General features: G+C 65.6%; 19 protein-coding genes. 5 read left to right on the top strand and 14 right to left on the bottom strand.

The genetic code is table 11. From position 1 onward, the window contains the following. The first annotated feature begins 8 nt into the window (after positions 1-8). Positions 9-662, top strand: a complete 654-nt coding sequence (locus tag PSV40_RS00805; RefSeq protein WP_300533156.1) for a glutaredoxin domain-containing protein — start codon at positions 9-11, stop codon at positions 660-662. A gap of 30 nt (positions 663-692) precedes the next feature. On the opposite strand, the gene otnI is transcribed toward PSV40_RS00805, so the two are convergent. The 6 genes from otnI to rpiA all read right to left on the bottom strand — a co-directional run bounded on the left by otnI (position 693) and on the right by rpiA (position 6,174). Further along, on the bottom strand, positions 693-1,526 hold the full coding sequence (gene otnI, locus PSV40_RS00800) for a 2-oxo-tetronate isomerase (RefSeq protein ID WP_300533154.1): 834 nt from the start codon (positions 1,524-1,526) through the stop codon (positions 693-695). A 97-nt stretch (positions 1,527-1,623) separates the two neighbouring features. Beyond that, positions 1,624-2,307, bottom strand: a complete 684-nt coding sequence (locus tag PSV40_RS00795; RefSeq protein WP_300533152.1) for an aldolase — start codon at positions 2,305-2,307, stop codon at positions 1,624-1,626. Then, positions 2,304-3,575, bottom strand: a complete 1,272-nt coding sequence (gene otnK, locus PSV40_RS00790) for a 3-oxo-tetronate kinase (protein ID WP_300533150.1) — start codon at positions 3,573-3,575, stop codon at positions 2,304-2,306. The genes PSV40_RS00795 and otnK overlap by 4 nt, the downstream gene beginning before the upstream one ends. Next, a complete protein-coding gene (gene ltnD, locus PSV40_RS00785; protein ID WP_300533148.1) occupies positions 3,572-4,462 on the bottom strand; it encodes an L-threonate dehydrogenase in 891 nt (296 codons plus the stop codon). The genes otnK and ltnD overlap by 4 nt, the downstream gene beginning before the upstream one ends. A 206-nt stretch (positions 4,463-4,668) precedes the next feature. After that, entirely contained in the window at positions 4,669-5,442 is a 774-nt protein-coding gene (locus PSV40_RS00780) for a FadR/GntR family transcriptional regulator (protein ID WP_300533147.1), read from the bottom strand. Between the two features lie 60 nt (positions 5,443-5,502). Continuing rightward, on the bottom strand, positions 5,503-6,174 hold the full coding sequence (gene rpiA / locus PSV40_RS00775) for a ribose-5-phosphate isomerase RpiA (RefSeq protein WP_300533146.1): 672 nt from the start codon (positions 6,172-6,174) through the stop codon (positions 5,503-5,505). 76 nt (positions 6,175-6,250) lie between these two features. Here rpiA and PSV40_RS00770 point away from each other — a divergent pair, with 76 nt between their 5' ends. Next, positions 6,251-7,303, top strand: a complete 1,053-nt coding sequence (locus PSV40_RS00770; protein ID WP_300533144.1) for a quinone-dependent dihydroorotate dehydrogenase — start codon at positions 6,251-6,253, stop codon at positions 7,301-7,303. 42 nt (positions 7,304-7,345) lie between these two features. On the opposite strand, the gene PSV40_RS00765 is transcribed toward PSV40_RS00770, so the two are convergent. From PSV40_RS00765 to PSV40_RS00755, 3 genes are all read right to left on the bottom strand, one after another. Further along, complete coding sequence (locus PSV40_RS00765) at positions 7,346-7,786, bottom strand: helix-turn-helix domain-containing protein (protein ID WP_300533143.1); 441 nt, start codon at positions 7,784-7,786, stop codon at positions 7,346-7,348. 226 nt (positions 7,787-8,012) lie between these two features. Next, entirely contained in the window at positions 8,013-8,270 is a 258-nt protein-coding gene (locus tag PSV40_RS00760; protein ID WP_300533141.1) for a hypothetical protein, read from the bottom strand. Positions 8,271-8,280: 10 nt separating this feature from the next. After that, on the bottom strand, positions 8,281-8,499 hold the full coding sequence (locus PSV40_RS00755) for a SlyX family protein (RefSeq protein ID WP_300533139.1): 219 nt from the start codon (positions 8,497-8,499) through the stop codon (positions 8,281-8,283). Positions 8,500-8,630: 131 nt separating this feature from the next. Here PSV40_RS00755 and PSV40_RS00750 point away from each other — a divergent pair, with 131 nt between their 5' ends. Then, positions 8,631-9,050: a DUF3597 domain-containing protein gene (locus tag PSV40_RS00750; protein ID WP_300533137.1), complete on the top strand. Its 420-nt coding sequence runs from the start codon at positions 8,631-8,633 to the stop codon at positions 9,048-9,050. A 53-nt stretch (positions 9,051-9,103) separates the two neighbouring features. Beyond that, a complete protein-coding gene (locus tag PSV40_RS00745) occupies positions 9,104-9,355 on the top strand; it encodes a GlsB/YeaQ/YmgE family stress response membrane protein (RefSeq protein WP_300533135.1) in 252 nt (83 codons plus the stop codon). Between the two features lie 51 nt (positions 9,356-9,406). Here PSV40_RS00745 and PSV40_RS00740 read toward each other — a convergent pair whose 3' ends face one another. The 4 genes from PSV40_RS00740 to PSV40_RS00725 all read right to left on the bottom strand — a co-directional run bounded on the left by PSV40_RS00740 (position 9,407) and on the right by PSV40_RS00725 (position 13,583). Then, positions 9,407-10,510: an NAD(P)/FAD-dependent oxidoreductase gene (locus tag PSV40_RS00740; protein ID WP_300533133.1), complete on the bottom strand. Its 1,104-nt coding sequence runs from the start codon at positions 10,508-10,510 to the stop codon at positions 9,407-9,409. Further along, positions 10,511-11,551 (bottom strand): histone deacetylase family protein, encoded by a 1,041-nt coding sequence (locus tag PSV40_RS00735; RefSeq protein WP_300533131.1) that lies wholly within the window; start codon positions 11,549-11,551, stop codon positions 10,511-10,513. It abuts the gene before it with no gap. A gap of 40 nt (positions 11,552-11,591) precedes the next feature. Further along, a complete protein-coding gene (locus PSV40_RS00730) occupies positions 11,592-12,440 on the bottom strand; it encodes an N-formylglutamate amidohydrolase (protein WP_300533130.1) in 849 nt (282 codons plus the stop codon). Positions 12,441-12,623: 183 nt separating this feature from the next. Continuing rightward, complete coding sequence (locus PSV40_RS00725; RefSeq protein WP_300533129.1) at positions 12,624-13,583, bottom strand: tripartite tricarboxylate transporter substrate binding protein BugE; 960 nt, start codon at positions 13,581-13,583, stop codon at positions 12,624-12,626. A gap of 130 nt (positions 13,584-13,713) precedes the next feature. Here PSV40_RS00725 and PSV40_RS00720 point away from each other — a divergent pair, with 130 nt between their 5' ends. Beyond that, positions 13,714-14,649: a LysR substrate-binding domain-containing protein gene (locus PSV40_RS00720; protein WP_300533128.1), complete on the top strand. Its 936-nt coding sequence runs from the start codon at positions 13,714-13,716 to the stop codon at positions 14,647-14,649. Positions 14,650-14,668: 19 nt separating this feature from the next. Here the strand turns inward: PSV40_RS00720 and PSV40_RS00715 are convergent, their stop codons facing one another. After that, positions 14,669-15,553, bottom strand: a complete 885-nt coding sequence (locus tag PSV40_RS00715; protein ID WP_300533127.1) for a LysR family transcriptional regulator — start codon at positions 15,551-15,553, stop codon at positions 14,669-14,671. Positions 15,554-15,642: the final 89 nt, after the last annotated feature.

Genomic DNA, 15,642 nt, shown 5'->3' with positions numbered 1-15,642 from the left:
AGTGATGTATGACCTCGCACGCTATCAAATTTGCAGCAGTTGGCGCCCTGGTGGCGTTGGCTGCCGGCACATTTTCTTCTCTTTCCCAGGCCCAGCCCGTCTACCGCATCGTCGGTCCGGACGGCAAGGTCACCTTTTCCGACAAGCCGCCGCCGGCCGCAAGCAATGCCAAGGTGACGGCGGCCGGCGCCGACGGTGCCCGCGGCATCGCCACGGCCTCGCTGCCGTTTGAGTTGCGCAAGGTGGCAGGCCAGTACCCGGTCACGCTGTATTCGGGCGAGAACTGCGGCCCCTGCGCCTCGGCCCGTTCCCTGCTGACCACCCGGGGCGTGCCGTTCGCCGAAAAAACCATTGCGACAAACGAAGACGCGCAGGCGCTGCAGCGCATCAGCGGCGACAACTCCCTCCCCTTTCTGACCATAGGCAGCCAGCAACTCAAGGGTTTCTCGGATGCGGAGTGGACGCAGTTCCTCGACGCGGCGGGTTACCCCAAATCGTCAGTGCTGCCGGCCAGCTACCGCCAGGCGCCGGCCACCCCCCTGGTGACGGTGGCGCCCACGCCCGCACCGGGCACCACCACGGTAGCGCGGCCCGCAACACCGGCCGCACCGTCCACCCCGGTGACACCCCCGCCGAGCAATCCCGCCGGCATCCGTTTTTAAGGTTTCAGCGGGAAGCCGCGCCGGTAGCGGTCAGCGCGGCAGCCAGCCGAGACCTGCCGACGTGCCACCGGGCTGGCCGCCCTTTTTCGGCCTGTACTCGCAGCCTGTCCAGCCGTCCCAGCCGCAGGCCGCGGACACCTCGTCGATCACAGCGAACAGATACGGGTAGTTGAGCTCCCCGATGTCGGGCTCGTGCCGCTCGGGCACACCGGCGATCTGGAAATGGCCGACGGCCCCCGTCGGCAGGTAGTGGCGGATCTTGGTGGCCACATCCCCCTCGACGATCTGGCAGTGGTACAGGTCCATCTGCACCTTGAGGTTGGGCGCGCCGACCTCGGCCACGATCTCGTGCGCATGGTCCTGCCGGTTCAAAAAGAAACGCGGCACATCGCGCGTATTGATGGGCTCGACCAACACGTCACGCCCGTGTTTCGCCGCCTCGGCTGCCGCCCAGCGCAGGTTGGCCACATAGGCCGGCCGCAGGTCCCCGCGTTCCTGCCCTGCGGCGACCAGGCCGGCCATGAGGTGAATGCGCGGGCAGTCCAGCGCCTCGGCGTAGTCGAGAGCCAGCAACACACCGGCGCGGAATTCCGCCTCACGACCGGGCACGGCGGCCGTGCCCTTGTCGCCGGCCTGGTCCCAGGCGTGGGCAATCGATGCCGCATCGGTGCCGCCTGGGGGCGCGTTGAACAGCACCTGCTGCAGGCCGTTGCCCCTCAGGCGTGCGGCCAGTTCATCCTTGCTGAAGGCATAAGGAAAAAGAAACTCCACGGCCCTGAAGCCATCTTTCGCGGCCGCCTCGAAGCGGTCCAGAAACGGCAACTCGGGGTACATCATGGACAGGTTGGCGGCGAATTTAGGCATGGCTGTTCTTTGGAGAGGTCTTGAAAATGCTATTTAATCGATAGCTGCTTGCGCAGGTGGATAAAGGGCTACAGGCCTATTTGACTGTAAATACGGCTTACCAGGGAGCGCCGAAGGTCTGCCGCAGCTCCTCGATTTGCGCAGCACTCAGGGGATCGGGCGCCGCGCCCGACAGGCACAGCAGTCGAGCGGTTTCCTCGAGTTCTTCCAGCACGGCCATGGCCGCCGCCGGGCTGTGGTGCCAGACATTGGGCCCCAGCCGCGCCAGCATCACCGCACGTATCGGCGTGCCCTGCCGGCCGTAACGCGTGATGGCCTGGGCCACCAACGCCGCCGCCGCCGGGTCACCCGGGCGGTGGTAGCTGATGACCGGCACATGGCCGACCTTCATCACGAAATAAGGCGTGAACGCCGGCAGCAGTTCCGCGCCGGTGGCACGCAGGCTCAGCGCCACGCAATGTGTGCTGTGGGTGTGGATCACGCAGCGCGTCGCCGGGTCAAACGCCGTGGCCGCCGCGTAAATGCCGGCATGCAGCGCGATGGTCTTGCTCGCGGTGTCGCCGCTGAGCTGCTTTGCATCGGCGTCCAGCCGGGCCAGCCGCGCCGGGTCCAGAAAACCCAGACAGGCGTCGGTCGGCGTGATCAGGAAACCACCGCCCGCCGAGGCGTCGAGCCGCACGCTGATGTTGCCGGCGGTGGCATGTACATAACCGCGCTCGAACAGGCTTTTGCCAACGCGGCAGATCTCTTCGCGGGCCTGGTTTTCGGTGAATGCAGTCATGACCGCATCGTAAAGGCTTTGGTGAAGAAATCGTCGGTGCCGAAGTTGCCCGACTTCAGCGTCAGGTGCAGGCCTTCTTGCGGAGCAAGCTCGCACAGGGCATGACACCAGGGCACACCGGGATCGATCTGCGGACCGATCTGCATCTGCGTGATGCCCAGCGCCTGCACGCAGGCACCCGAGGTTTCACCGCCGGCCACCACCAGCTGGCGCACGCCCAGCTGCACCAGGCCGCGCGCCACCGCGGCCAGTGTGTTTTCGACCAGGGCGCCGGCGGCTTCCACCCCGAGCCTGCCCTGCACGGCCTTCACGTTGCCGCTGTCAGCCGTCGAATACACCAGCACCGGCCCATGCGCCAGCAGCGGCTGAGCCCAGGCCAGCACCTCGGCCGCGACATCGGCGCCCGAGGCGATGCGCAGCGGGTCGATCGCCAGCGCCGGATGGCCCTGCTTCATGAAGTCCAGCACCTGCCGATTCGTCGCCAGCGAGCAACTGCCCGACACCACCGCCCGCAGGCCGCTGGCGGCCGGCAAACGGCTGGCCTGATCCGAGGGCGTGATGCCGAAGTTGGCGGGCAAGCCGATGGCCACGCCGGAGCCGGCCGTCACCAGTGGCATGTCTTTGAGCGCAGGGCCCAGGCGCAGCAGGTCCTCGTTGGACACCGCGTCCACGATCGCCACCCCCACACCTTCGGTTTGCAATTGCGCCATGCGCTCGCGCACCGCCGCCGCGCCGCGCGCCACCACCTTGTGGTCGATCAGGCCGACACGCCGTTTTGTCTGCGACTGCAGCACCCGCACCAGGTTCGCGTCCGCCATCGGTGTCAGCGGGTGGTTCTGCATGCCGCTTTCATTGAGCAGCACATCGCCCACAAACAGGTAACCCTTGAACACCGTGCGCTGGTTGTCTGGGAAGGCCGGGGTGGCGATGGTGAAGCCGGTGTTCAGCGCGTCCATCAGCGCCTCGGTCACCGGACCGATGTTGCCGCGGGCCGTGCTGTCGAAGGTCGAGCAGTACTTGAAATAGATCTGCTGCGCGCCCTGGGCCTGAAGCCAGGCCAATGCCGCCAGCGATTCGGCGACGGCCTGGGCTGGCGGCACGGTGCGCGATTTGAGCGCAACCACCACGGCGTCCACCTCGGCGCCCAACGGTCCGGACGGCACGCCAATCGTCTGCACCACACGCATGCCGGCACGCACCAAGTTGTTGGCGAGGTCTGTCGCGCCGGTGAAATCGTCAGCGATACAACCCAGGCTTATTTTTTTCATGGCTTTTTCGGCAGCTCGATGCCCGGAAAGATCTTGATCACCGCGCTGTCGTCCTCTTTCGCAAAACCGGCCGTCGAGGCCTGCATGAACATCTGGTGCGCCGTCGAAGACAGCGGCAAGGGAAACTTGCTGGCGCGCGCCATGTCGAGCACGATGCCGAGGTCCTTCACAAAAATGTCGACGGCCGACAGCGGCGTGTAGTCGGCCGCCAGCACATGGGCCATGCGGTTTTCGAACATCCAGCTGTTGCCGGCGCTGTGCGTGATGACCTCGTACAGTGCGGCCGGGTCCACCCCTTCGCGCAGGCCCAGCGCCATCGCCTCGGCGGCGGCCGCGATATGCACGCCAGCCAGCAACTGGTTGATGATCTTGACCTTGCTGCCGGCACCGGCCGCGTCACCGAGCTTGTAGACCTTGGCGGCCATGGCATTGAGCACGGGTTCGGCCTTGGCATACGCTGCCGGCGCACCGGAGGTCATCATGGTCATCTCGCCGCTGGCGGCTTTGGCGGCGCCGCCGGAGATCGGCGCGTCGATGTAGAGCAGGCCCAGGTCGGCCAGGCGTTTTTCCTGGGCCATGGACCAGTTCGCGTCCACCGTGGAACACATCACAAACACGCTGCCGGGCTTCATGGCCGCCGCACAACCACCGGGGCCATACAACACGGACTCGGTCTGCGCCGCATTGACCACCACCGACACCACCACGTCGCAGGCCGCCGCCAGCTCGGCCAGCGAGGCACAGGCCACACCGCCGCCGTCGGCAAAAGCCCGCGCCGCCTCCGGCCGCACGTCAAACACATGCACGAGGTAGCCGGCGCGGCGCAAGGATTGCGCCATGCCGCTGCCCATGGCACCAAGGCCAATCACACCCGCCACAAGACTCATCACATCGCTCCTTCAGCCCAGGTCATTTTTGAAGTCCGCCACATCCATTCATGGCGCCGCGCCGGCCGCCATGAAGCACGCCCAGGGCGTGCAGACGCCAGCAAGCCAACAGGACCCTGAATGGACAACTTATTTATATGGTCATCATACAACTTAGATGCCGTAGATCACCTCAGGTTTTCCCGAATCGGAACGAGGAAAACGGCTCAGTGCCGGAGGGCGTCGGACAGAAGAGCGCTGGCCAGTTGCACGCCCTCCTGCTGCCAGAAAGCCGGGTCGGCCTGCTCGATGCGGCGGATCGCGTTGTCCATGTGGCGGGCCGCGGCCTGGCGCGCCTGCAGTGAATCGCCGGCCTCGATCGCCTGGGTGATGGCCTCGTGCTCTTCGCGCACCTGCCCGGCAAAGTCGGCCCGGCGCGCCTCGTTGGCCCGGGTGACGCGCGTGACGCCGCGCAGGAACTGGCGCAGGTAGTCCAGCGTGCTGATGAGAAACGGGTTTTGCGCCGCGTCGGCAATCGCGCGGTGGTAGTTCACGTCTTCGTCGGCACCGTCGCCGCCGGCCTTGACCGCCTTGTCGAGCGCCGCCATCGCCTGGCGGATGCGCTTGACATCGTCCGCCGTGCGGCGCTGCGCGGCCAGCGCGGCGACTTCGGCCTCCAGCGCGCGGCGCACCTCCACCATCTGGATGACCGCCTGCATGGACGCGGCCGAACGGGTGTCGAAGTTCAGCGGCGCAAACGCGGCCCGCTTCACAAACACCCCGCTGCCCTGGCGCGATTCCACCAGGCCCAGCGACTTCAGGCGCGAGACGGCTTCGCGCACCACCGTGCGGCTGACCGCGAACTGCTCGACCAGCGCGGCCTCGGTCGGCAGCTTGTCGCCCGCCGCCGGCCGGCCGGCGCGAATTTCGGCCGACAGGGCCTCGGCCACCTGTTCGGACAAGTGGACGCCGGGCGTGATGGACTGGAAACGGTGGCTCATGGTGATCCGGAAAATTTGTCGTACAACTCTACAACATCCGGCCCACCGCTTCCGCGAGATTTAAAACACCAGGGTCTTGACGCCCACGTCCGTGCCCAGCAGGCAGACATGCGCTTTCTGGAAGGCAAACACCCCGACCGTCACCACCCCGGGCCACTGGTTGACCCCGGACTCGAAGGCCAGCGGCTCGGTGATCTTCAGACCGGTCACGTCCAGGATGTGCTGGCCGTTGTCGGTGACCAGAGGCGCGCCGTTCTTCAGGCGCAAGGTAGCACTGCCGCCCAGTGCCTCAAACTGGCGCCGGATGCGCTGCGCCGCCATGGGGATGACTTCCACCGGCACCGGATAGTCGCCCAGCGTCTGCACCAGCTTGGACTCGTCGGCGATGCAGACAAACCTGCGCGACTGGGCGGCCACGATTTTCTCGCGCGTCAGCGCCGCGCCGCCACCCTTGATCATGTAGCCGGCGCGGTCGATCTCGTCGGCGCCGTCGATGTAGACCGCCAGTTCCTCGACATCGGCCGCGTCGAAGACCCGGATGCCCAGCGCCTGCAGGCGTTCGGTGGAGGCCACCGAGCTGGACACCGCGCCGGCAATCGTGTCCTTGATGCCGGCCAGCGCGTCGATGAACTTGTTGACGGTAGAGCCGGTGCCGACGCCGACAATGCTGCCGGGTTCGACATAGGCCAGGGCGGCCTGGCCAACCAGTGTTTTGAGTTCGTCTTGGGTCATGTCGGTCCGAAAATGAAAGGAGTGGATGGGGTTTGCGACAATGGGGCCTGCCGCACAGAACAACACAAATTATCCAATGTCCCTGCTCCCCTACGCCCTCGCCCGCCCCTTTTTATTTGGGCTGGACCCGGAAACCGCCCATGAACTGACCATGGCCTCGCTGGCCGGCACGCAGCGCACGCCGCTGGCGCTGGCCTACTGTTCGGGCCGGGTGGACGATCCCGTCACGCTGGCCGGCCTGACATTTCCCAACCGCGTCGGGCTGGCGGCCGGGCTCGACAAAAACGCACGCTGCATCGACGGGCTGGCCGCCATGGGTTTCGGGTTTGTCGAAGTCGGCACCGTCACACCGAAAGCGCAGCCGGGCAACCCCAAGCCGCGCATGTTCCGCCTGCCGCAGGCCAACGCGCTGATCAACCGGCTCGGCTTCAACAACGACGGGCTGGACGCTTTCATTGCCAACGTGCAGAAGTCCGGTTTTCGCAAGCAGAAGGTCAAGCACCCGCTGCTGCTGGGACTGAACATCGGCAAGAATGCCGCCACACCGATCGAAAGCGCGGTGGACGACTACCTGATCTGCCTCGATGGCGTCTACCCGCATGCCGACTACGTGACCGTCAACATCTCCAGCCCCAACACCAAGAACCTGCGTGCGCTGCAAAGCGACGAGGCGCTGGACGCCCTGCTGGGCCGCATTGCCGAACGCCGCGAAACACTCGCCCGGCAGCACGGCAAACACGTGCCGATTTTTGTGAAGATTGCGCCCGACCTCGACGAGGCCCAGGTCGAGGTGATTGCCGCCACGCTCAAGCGCCACGGCATGGACGGCGTGGTCGCCACCAACACCACGCTGAGCCGCGAGGCCGTCAAGGGCATGCCGCACGCCGAAGAAGCCGGCGGCCTCAGCGGTGCGCCGGTGCTGGCCGCCAGCAACCGCGTCATCAGCCAGCTGCGCGCGGCGCTTGGCAAAAGTTTTCCCATCATCGGCGTGGGCGGCATCATGAGTGGCCGGGATGCGGTCTCCAAGATCGAAGCCGGCGCCGACGTGGTGCAGATCTACACCGGGCTGATCTACAAGGGGCCGGGGCTGGTGACCGAAGCTGCGCTTGCTATCAAAAAGAGCCGCTAGTCCAATAAGCATGGGCGAAGCATGCTCATGAATTGATAGCCTCTATTGCGGCAAACCGTCCAGGATTTTCGCCGCTTCGAGTTTGCCCATTTTCCGCAGGCTCGCAATCGCCGGCAGCTGGCTGGCGCGGGGACGGGTCTTGCCGTCTTCCCACTTGTAGACGGACTGCACCGACACGTTGAGGAGTTTGGCGGTGGCGGCGGCGGTCAGCCCCAGCCGGCGCCTTTGGGCAGCGAGTCCCTTGGCGCTGAAGCGCAATCCGTTGCCGGCGCCCTCTTCGGCTTCCTCGGGCACAGAAGCCTTCCTGCCGGACTTGAGCACGCGGCTCAGTTGCTTCTCCAGTGCCAGCACACGCCTTTTGAGGGCGGCGATATCGCTGCGGTATTGCGACGAAGCTTTTTTCAGCGGCTGGGTTTCCGCGCGGGCGTCCTTGCGGGCAACCCGGGAAATTTCGGCTTTGAGAACAGTAGCGATATTGGGCACGTCGGGAATCTCCTTGCTGGATGGACGATGACTTCTCCTCCGATTGTAGGAGGCCCGGATGACAAGCCGTATTGTGGACCATCCATCGGGCCTGGCGGGGACCGATGTGCGGCCACACCGATGCTACTTATTTAATAGCTGACTGCGCTCACCGCCACAGGCTGGCGATCGATTCCGGCATCCAGGGCGGCGCCACCGCCGCACCCGAGCGGGCCTGCACTCTGCCTCAATCGGGGACAAACCGTTGCCTGAACCGCAACTCGTCCTCGGGCAACTCCAGCGTGACCAGCTGGCCCATCTTGTTGTCAGCCGTTCGGCAGGCCGCGAACAGGCTGGCCTTGCCCTTGAAGTTGTAGCTGTCCATGTCGATCAGCATGTAGGGGTAAGGCACAAACACCTGGTGCAGGAAGATGCTGCGGTGCCGGTTGCGCGGCGACGGAAAAAGCTTGTAGTCGTCGGTGGTGATGCTTTTTTCGGTGGCCATGCGGTGTGTTTCAGTAGTGCGGCGGCAGGTCGTCGCCGGCGCGGGTCAGGTTGGCGGCGCCGGCCTCGGGCAGTTGCTGGCGCAGCTGGCTGAGCTCGCGCATCAGCAGGTCAATTTGTTGCTGCTGGCGGACGATGACCTGGTTGAGCTCGTCGAGCAGGTCTTCGCCGAAGCTGGCCTTGATCTCCAGGTCGGTCAGGCGTTTTTCAATCTCGGTGGCGGTTTGCATACCCCCTATTGGACACGAGTTCGCGGCTCGCGCACCCGCCGCTTTCCTACACGCAAATACGCCGGCGTCCTCTGCTGCCTGGCGGGTGTGCCCGCCATCATGAACGCTTTACTTCTTCGACTGGACCCATCATGAGCATTCTCGGCAAGATCTTCAGCAAAATTTTCCCGTCGGCCCAGGCTGCACAGCCGCCAGCCTCCTCTGGACCCTCCAGCGATGACGTCGCGGCAGCCGCAGCGGCCGCCGGAGCAGCCCGAGCGGCCGCCGCCACCGCCGCACCGGCCCCTATGGCGCAGGTCGACGTGGAAGCGCTGCTCAACGGCATGGCGCAGAAAAACCCGCAAAAGCTCAACTGGAAAACCTCCATTGTTGACCTGATGAAACTGCTGGACCTCGACAGCGGCCTCAACGAGCGCAAGGAACTGGCGAAAGAACTGGGCTATACCGGCGACACCAGCGACAGCGCCACCATGAACATCTGGCTGCACCGCCAGGTCATGAACAAGCTGGCCGCCAATGGCGGAACCGTGCCGGCCGACCTGCGGGACTGAACGGATCTTCCGCGTCAGCCATCTCTTCAACCTTTTTTCTGGAACACACATTCATGGGCATTCTCTGGACCATTCTTATCGGCTTTATCGTTGGCCTGGTCGCCAAATTCCTGATGCCCGGGCGTGACCCCTCAGGCTTCATCATCACGGTGCTGATAGGTATCGTCGGTTCGGTGCTTGCCAGCTACCTGGGTGGGGCGCTGGGCCTGTACCAGGTCGGCGAGTCCGCCGGTTTCATCGCGGCCGTGCTGGGCGCCATGCTGCTGCTGTTCCTCTACCGCATGGTGAGCGGCAAACGCGGCTAGACCTTCTCAATCAAAAACAGCTGCTAGCGCCCGCGCAACGGGCGCCAGCAGCTATTTTTTCGGGAGCAGCTCGCTGACATGGCGGCCGATCGCCAGCGAACTGGTCAGGCCCGGCGACTCGATTCCGAACAGGTTGACCAGGCCCGCGACGCCGTGTTCGGACTGGCCCTGGATCAGGAAGTCGCTGGCTGGCTGGTCGGGCGCCTGGATCTTGGGCCGTATGCCGGCATAACCGGCCAGCAACGCACCATCAGGCAGGCCCGGCCAGTACTTGCGCACCTCGGCGTAAAAGCCGTCGCCGCGGCGCGGGTCCACCACCAGATCATCGGGCGAGTCCACCCACTGCACGTCAGGGCCGAACTTGGCCTGGCCACCCAGGTCCAGGGTCAGGTGCACACCCAGCCCGGCGGCTTCGGGCACCGGGTAAATCAGGCGGCTGAACGGCGAGCGGCCCGCAAGCGTGAAGTAGTTGCCCTTGGCGTAATGGCTGGGCGGCACATGCTGCGCGTCCAGCCCCGCAAAACGACTGGCCAGCACCTGCGCATGCAGGCCGGCGGCATTAACCACGCTTTGCGCCGCCAGTTCGGTGCCGTCTTCTGCTACCAGAACAATAGCTGATGGCGCACAGTGCGCCTGGGCCAGCGGCGAATTGAGCACCACCATGCCGCCGGCGTTCTCGAGGTCGCCCTGCAGCGCCAGCATCAGCGCGTGGCTGTCCACAATGCCGGTGCTCGGCGACAAGACGGCCGCCACACAGTCCAGCGCAGGCTCCAGCGCCTGCGCCTGCTCACGTGTGAGCAGCGTCAGGTCATGCACCCCGTTGGCGGCCGCCTTGGCGATGATGGCCTGCAGCTGGGGAATCTGCGATGCATGGGTGGCGACGATCAGCTTGCCGCAGCGGCTGTGGCCGATGCTGCGCTGCGCGCAATAGTCGTACAGCAACTCTTTGCCTTCCACGCACAGGCGCGCCTTGAGCGAGCCCTGCGAATAATAAATGCCGGCGTGGATCACCTCGCTGTTGCGCGAGCTGGTGCCGGTGCCGATGGCGTCCGCCGCTTCCAGCACCATCACCTCGCGCCCCTGCAGGGCCAGCGCACGCGCCACGGCCAGCCCGACCACACCCGCACCTATCACCACCACGTCCACGCTGTCCATCTACGCCCCCTGTTCAAAACCGTCGATGACCTGGACCGCGTTGGTGCCCAGCGCTTCGGCCGCATAACCGCCTTCGAGCACAAACACCGTCGGCAAGCCGAGCGCCGCCAGGCGCCGGCCCAGCCGGCCGAAGTCGGCCGCCTGCAGCGCAAAGGTGGAAATCGGGTCACCCTCGAAGGTGTCCAGCCCCAGCGACACCACCAGCGCCTGCGCGCCATGCCGCGTGATGCGCCGGCAACCTTGCTCCAGCGCCTCGAACCAGGCGCTGACCGACGCGCCCGCGGGCAGCGGCAGATTCAGGTTGAAGCCCAGGCCGGCACCCTCGCCCGCCTCGTCGGCATGGCCGAGGTAAAACGGGTACTCGGTCAGCGGGTCGCCGTGCAGGCTGACAAACAACACGTCGGCGCGATCGTAAAAAATGCTTTGTGTGCCGTTGCCGTGGTGGTAGTCCACGTCGAGCACGGCCACCCGGTCTGCGCCGCCCTGGCGCAAGGCCTGCGCCGCAACGGCGGCATTGTTCAGAAAGCAGTAGCCGCCCATGAAGTCGGCGCCCGCATGGTGGCCGGGCGGGCGGCTGCAGCAAAACACCGCGCGCGCGCCTTCACCGATCAGCGCTGCCGCGCTGGCCGCGGCGTCGGCCCCGGCCTTGGCGGCAGCCCAAGTGCCGGCCGACAGCGGCGAGCCGTTGTCCATCGAATACAGGCCCAGGCGTGCGATGAAGTTGACCGGTTCAACGTCGCTGCGCAGGGTGCGCACCGGCCAGACCGACGGAAAAGGCTGGCCCGCCGCGTTGCCGGGCTCCAGGCGCAGCCAGTGCTCCCAGGCGTGCTCGAGAAACGCAAGGTAACGCGCGCTGTGCACCTGGCACAGCACCGCGCGGCTGTCGACATGCGGCTCGCGCAAATCGTGGCCGCCCTGCAGCAGGCGCTCCAGGACAAACGCGGCCCGCGCCGGGGTTTCAAAACAGGGCACACGCTCGCCGCGGAAAAATTCGAAGGCGGGCGCATGCAGGGCGTGCAGGTCGCTGAACAGGGTGATCATGGCCCGCGATTATCCGCGAGCCCTGCCACGCGGCGCGGAACTACAGGGTGCGCGGGTCGGTGGCCAGCAGCATCTGCACCAGCGACTGCAGGCTGGCCTTCAGAGGCACAGCCCCTTCGTGCATGGCCAGCGTCTGCTCGTCCATGTAGAGCTTGCGGTTGACCTCGAGCTGGATGCTGTGGCGCTGCTGCAGCGGCTCACCGTAACGGCGCACGAGTTCCACACCTTTGTAGGGGTGGTTGTAGGCCACGCTGTAACCCAGGCCCTGGAGGTGCTGACACACCAGCCGGGCCAGCGGCTCGCTGGAGGTGGATCCATCGCGGTTGCCGACCACGAAGTCGGCATGCGCCTCGCCCGGGAACTCGGTGGCGTGGCTGGACGCGATGGCCGGCATCGAGTGGCAGTTGAGGTGGATGCTGTAGCCGTGACGCTGATGCGCGCTGTCGATGGCCTGGGCCACCGCCGCATGGTAGGGCTCCCAGCAACGCGCAATACGCGCCTGCACTTCGGCCACGCCGAGCTTGCGCGCGTAGATGGCCTCGCCGTCATCGGTGGTGCGCCAGATCAGGCCCTTGCCCAGGCGCACCTTGCTCATCACCTTGGTGTCGGTGGACACGGCATCGGGCCAGGACTCGTCAAACAGGCTGACGTCGATCTCGGTGGTGTCGCGGTTGGCGTCGAGGTAGCTGCGCGGAAAAAAGGCCTCGACCCAGCCCGCACCCAGACCGTGGGCGAAGTCGTAGAGCTTTTCGACATGGGTGTCTTCGGCGCGGCGCAGGATAGGCAGCGCGCAGGCGTAGGCAAAGTCGTCGGGGTAGTCGGTCCCGCTGTGGGGTGAATCGAGCACCAGGGCCGTGGTGCCGGGCAGAGAGCGGAGAAATGGGGTCATGGTGATGATTGTGGTCCTGTCGGCACCCCTGCGGTGGCCAAGTCGGCCAAGGCCACGTTGCAGCCGGGGGTGCATGGGAGCCGCCCCACAGCGCGCAGGCGCTGCGGGGCGGTTTCTTCCGCTTTACTCGATGCTGATTTATTCGATGCTGATTTACTCGATGCTGATTTACTCGATGCTGATTTACTCGATGCTGATTTTTGCGAACTGGGCGATGCGTTGCATCTTCGCGATTTCCCGCTTGATCTGCGCATCAAACTCGGCGGGCGTGGTGCCCGAGGCAAACAGCCCTTGCCCAGCCAGCTTGGTGCGCACGGCGGGCTCCTGCAGGGACTTGACCACCGCCTGCTGGACGCGGTTGACCACGACCGCCGGCGTGCCGGCGGGCGCCACCAAGCCAAACCAGGACGGGTCGTTGCTGTTGGGCAAGCCGAGTTCGCCATAAGTCGGTGTGCCCGGCAGCACGTCCAGGCGTTTGTCCCAGGACACCGCAATCGCGCGCAGCTTGCCCGACTGGATGAAAGGCAGCGAAGCGGCCACCTGGTCGAAATACACCATCACCTGCCCACCGACGACGTCGTTGAGGGCCGGGCCCGCACCGCGGTAGGGAATGTGCACCATGAAGGTGTTGGTCGAGCTTTTGAACATCTCGCCCCACATGTGGCCGATGGTGCCATTGCCGGGGGACGCGTAGCTGAGCTTGCCCGGGTTGGCCTTGAGGTAGGCCACCAGTTCGGCAAAGTTCTTGACCGGCAGGGCGGCATTGACCACCACCACGCCGGGCGCCTTGACCAGCTCGGTCACGGCCACGAAATCCTTGATCGGGTCGTAAGGCAGTTTTTTGTAGACGGCCGGGTTGACACCGTGCGTCGACAGCGTGGCCAGGCCCAGGGTCAGGCCATCCGGTGCGGACTTGGCCACTTCGGACATGCCGATGGAGCCGCCGGCACCGCTGCGGTTTTCAACCACCACGGTCATCCCCAGGGCGCGGGCCAGCGGTTCGGCCAGCGCGCGGGCGGTCATGTCGGTGGCACCACCGGGAGGAAACGGCACCACCAGGCGCAAGGGTTTGTTCGACTGCGCCCAACCCATTCCAGGGAGTACTGAAGTAGCGGCGAGTGCGATGAGGTGACGTCTTTGCATGGTGATCCTTTTCAAAATGAATTTGTGAATCCATTGTGTAACAGGAGTGGTGCCAGACGACCGGGGCCACCCGTGAAGTCTTCGACTGAGTTAAGTCCATATTGGAATGAACCTGACTTAAAATCGGGTCATGAAACGCCTCCAGCCGCCGATTCACCTGCTCCGCGCCTTCACCACCACCGCGCGGTTCGGCAGCGTCTCGCGCGCCTGCGAGGCCTTGCACCTGTCGCAAAGCGCCGTCAGCAAACAGATCAGCGAGCTTGAACAACTCACCGGCGTGTTGCTGTTCGAGCGCATCCGCCAGCGCCTGACCCTGACACCCGCCGGTGTGCGTTACGAGGCCGCCGTGCGGCCGGTGCTGGCGCAGCTGGAAGCCGCCACGCTGGAGCTGATCACCAGCGGCGACGGCGGCGGCGCCCTGCACCTGTCCACCCTGCCCACCTTCGGCGCCAAATGGCTGATACCCCGCCTGCCGGACTTCCAGCGCCAGCATCCGCAGATCGAACTGCACTATGTGCCCTATGCCCAGGGCTACGACTTCCAGCGCGAAGACCTGGACTGCGCGATTTTGTTCGGCAACGGCCGCTGGCCGGGCGCCCGGGCCGACTACCTGACCGGCCGGGAGGTCGTGCTGATCGCCCCGCCAGGGCTGCCGGCGCAGCCGCCGCTGCGCCAGGCGCAGGACATCACCGGCTTCACCCTGCTCCAGCATGTGAGCGTGCCGCACGCCTGGACCCACTGGTGCGCGGCGCACGGCGTCAGCGGCGTCAACACGCTGATGGGCCCGCAGCTGGACCAGTACCACAGCCTGATACGCGCGGTGCGTGCCGGCATGGGCCTGGCGCTGGTGCCGCATTGCCTGGTGCAGGACGACATCGCCGCCGGCCTCGTCGTCACGCCGCTGGACGACGGCTACATGGACGAGATGGGTTACTACCTGTGTTACCCCGAGTCGCGCAGCCACCTCAAGCCGCTGGGCGCCTTCCGGCAGTGGCTGCTGGGCGAAGTCGGCAAGGCCGCGCCCCGGACGCTATCAAATAAAGAGCTGCCTGCGCCCGCCCCATAAGGGCTGGAGCCTCATTTTCTTATAAAACCGTGGGTGCCGGCGCGGCCAGCATTTCCTGCAGCAGCCAGGTGCCGGCGCGGCCCAGCGGCCGCTGGCGCGACCAGACGGCGTCCACCGGCACCCGTTGCGGCCAGCCGCGCGCGTCCAGCTCGGTGAGTTTGCCGACGGCAAAACGCGTGACCATCCAGCGCGGAATCGCGGCCCAGCCAAAACCCAGCACCGCCATCTCCAGCAGCATCAGGTAACTGGGCGCCGACCAGGAGCGGCGCGCCGCCGGCATGACCTGGTCGGCGCGGCCCAGGTAGGTGTCCAGCCGCAGTTCGCGGTGCCGGGCCAGCAGCTCGGGCGTGATGTCCGTCGTGCCGGCCAGCGCATGGCTGGTGGCGACAAACAGCGCGATTTCGGACTGTTCGGCAATCGTGGCTGAACCGATGTCGGGCGGATACGCCCCTTGGGCGCCGACCACACCGATGTGGGCGCGCCCGGTTTGCACCAGCGACACCAGGTCGCCGTGTTCGGCGATCAGGCACTCGAACTCCAGGTCAGGGAAACGCTGTTCGAAAGCCGTCAGCATGTCTTCAAAACGATCCGACTGGTAGGTGTCTGACCAGACCACGCTGAGCCTGGCTTCGAGGCCGCCGCCGAGCTGGCTGGCTGAGAGGTCGAGCCGGTCGCTGGCGGCCAGGATTTCCTGCACCTTGCCCAGCATCACCCGGCCGTGTTCGGTCAGCGCGGGTTTGCGGCTGCTGCGGTCGAACAGGGTCAGGCCGAGGTCGATCTCGAGGTTGGCAATCGCCGTGCTCACGGTGGACTGGCTTTTGCCCAGCTTGCGTGCGGCAGCCGAAAAAGAGCCCAGCGCGGCGGCTTCGGCAAAGGCGGTCAGGGCTTCAGGGGAATGGCGCATGGCGGCTATCTATCTATTTTTAACATGATTATCAACTTTAATGTATTGGAAATAGCGATAAAAATACAGGCATCCCATTTCACCAGCGC

The organism is Polaromonas sp., assembly GCF_029945925.1.
GTDB lineage: Bacteria > Pseudomonadota > Gammaproteobacteria > Burkholderiales > Burkholderiaceae_C > Polaromonas.
Note: the sequence above shows the minus strand (reverse complement) of the source record. Positions and strands in the feature narration are given on the sequence as shown.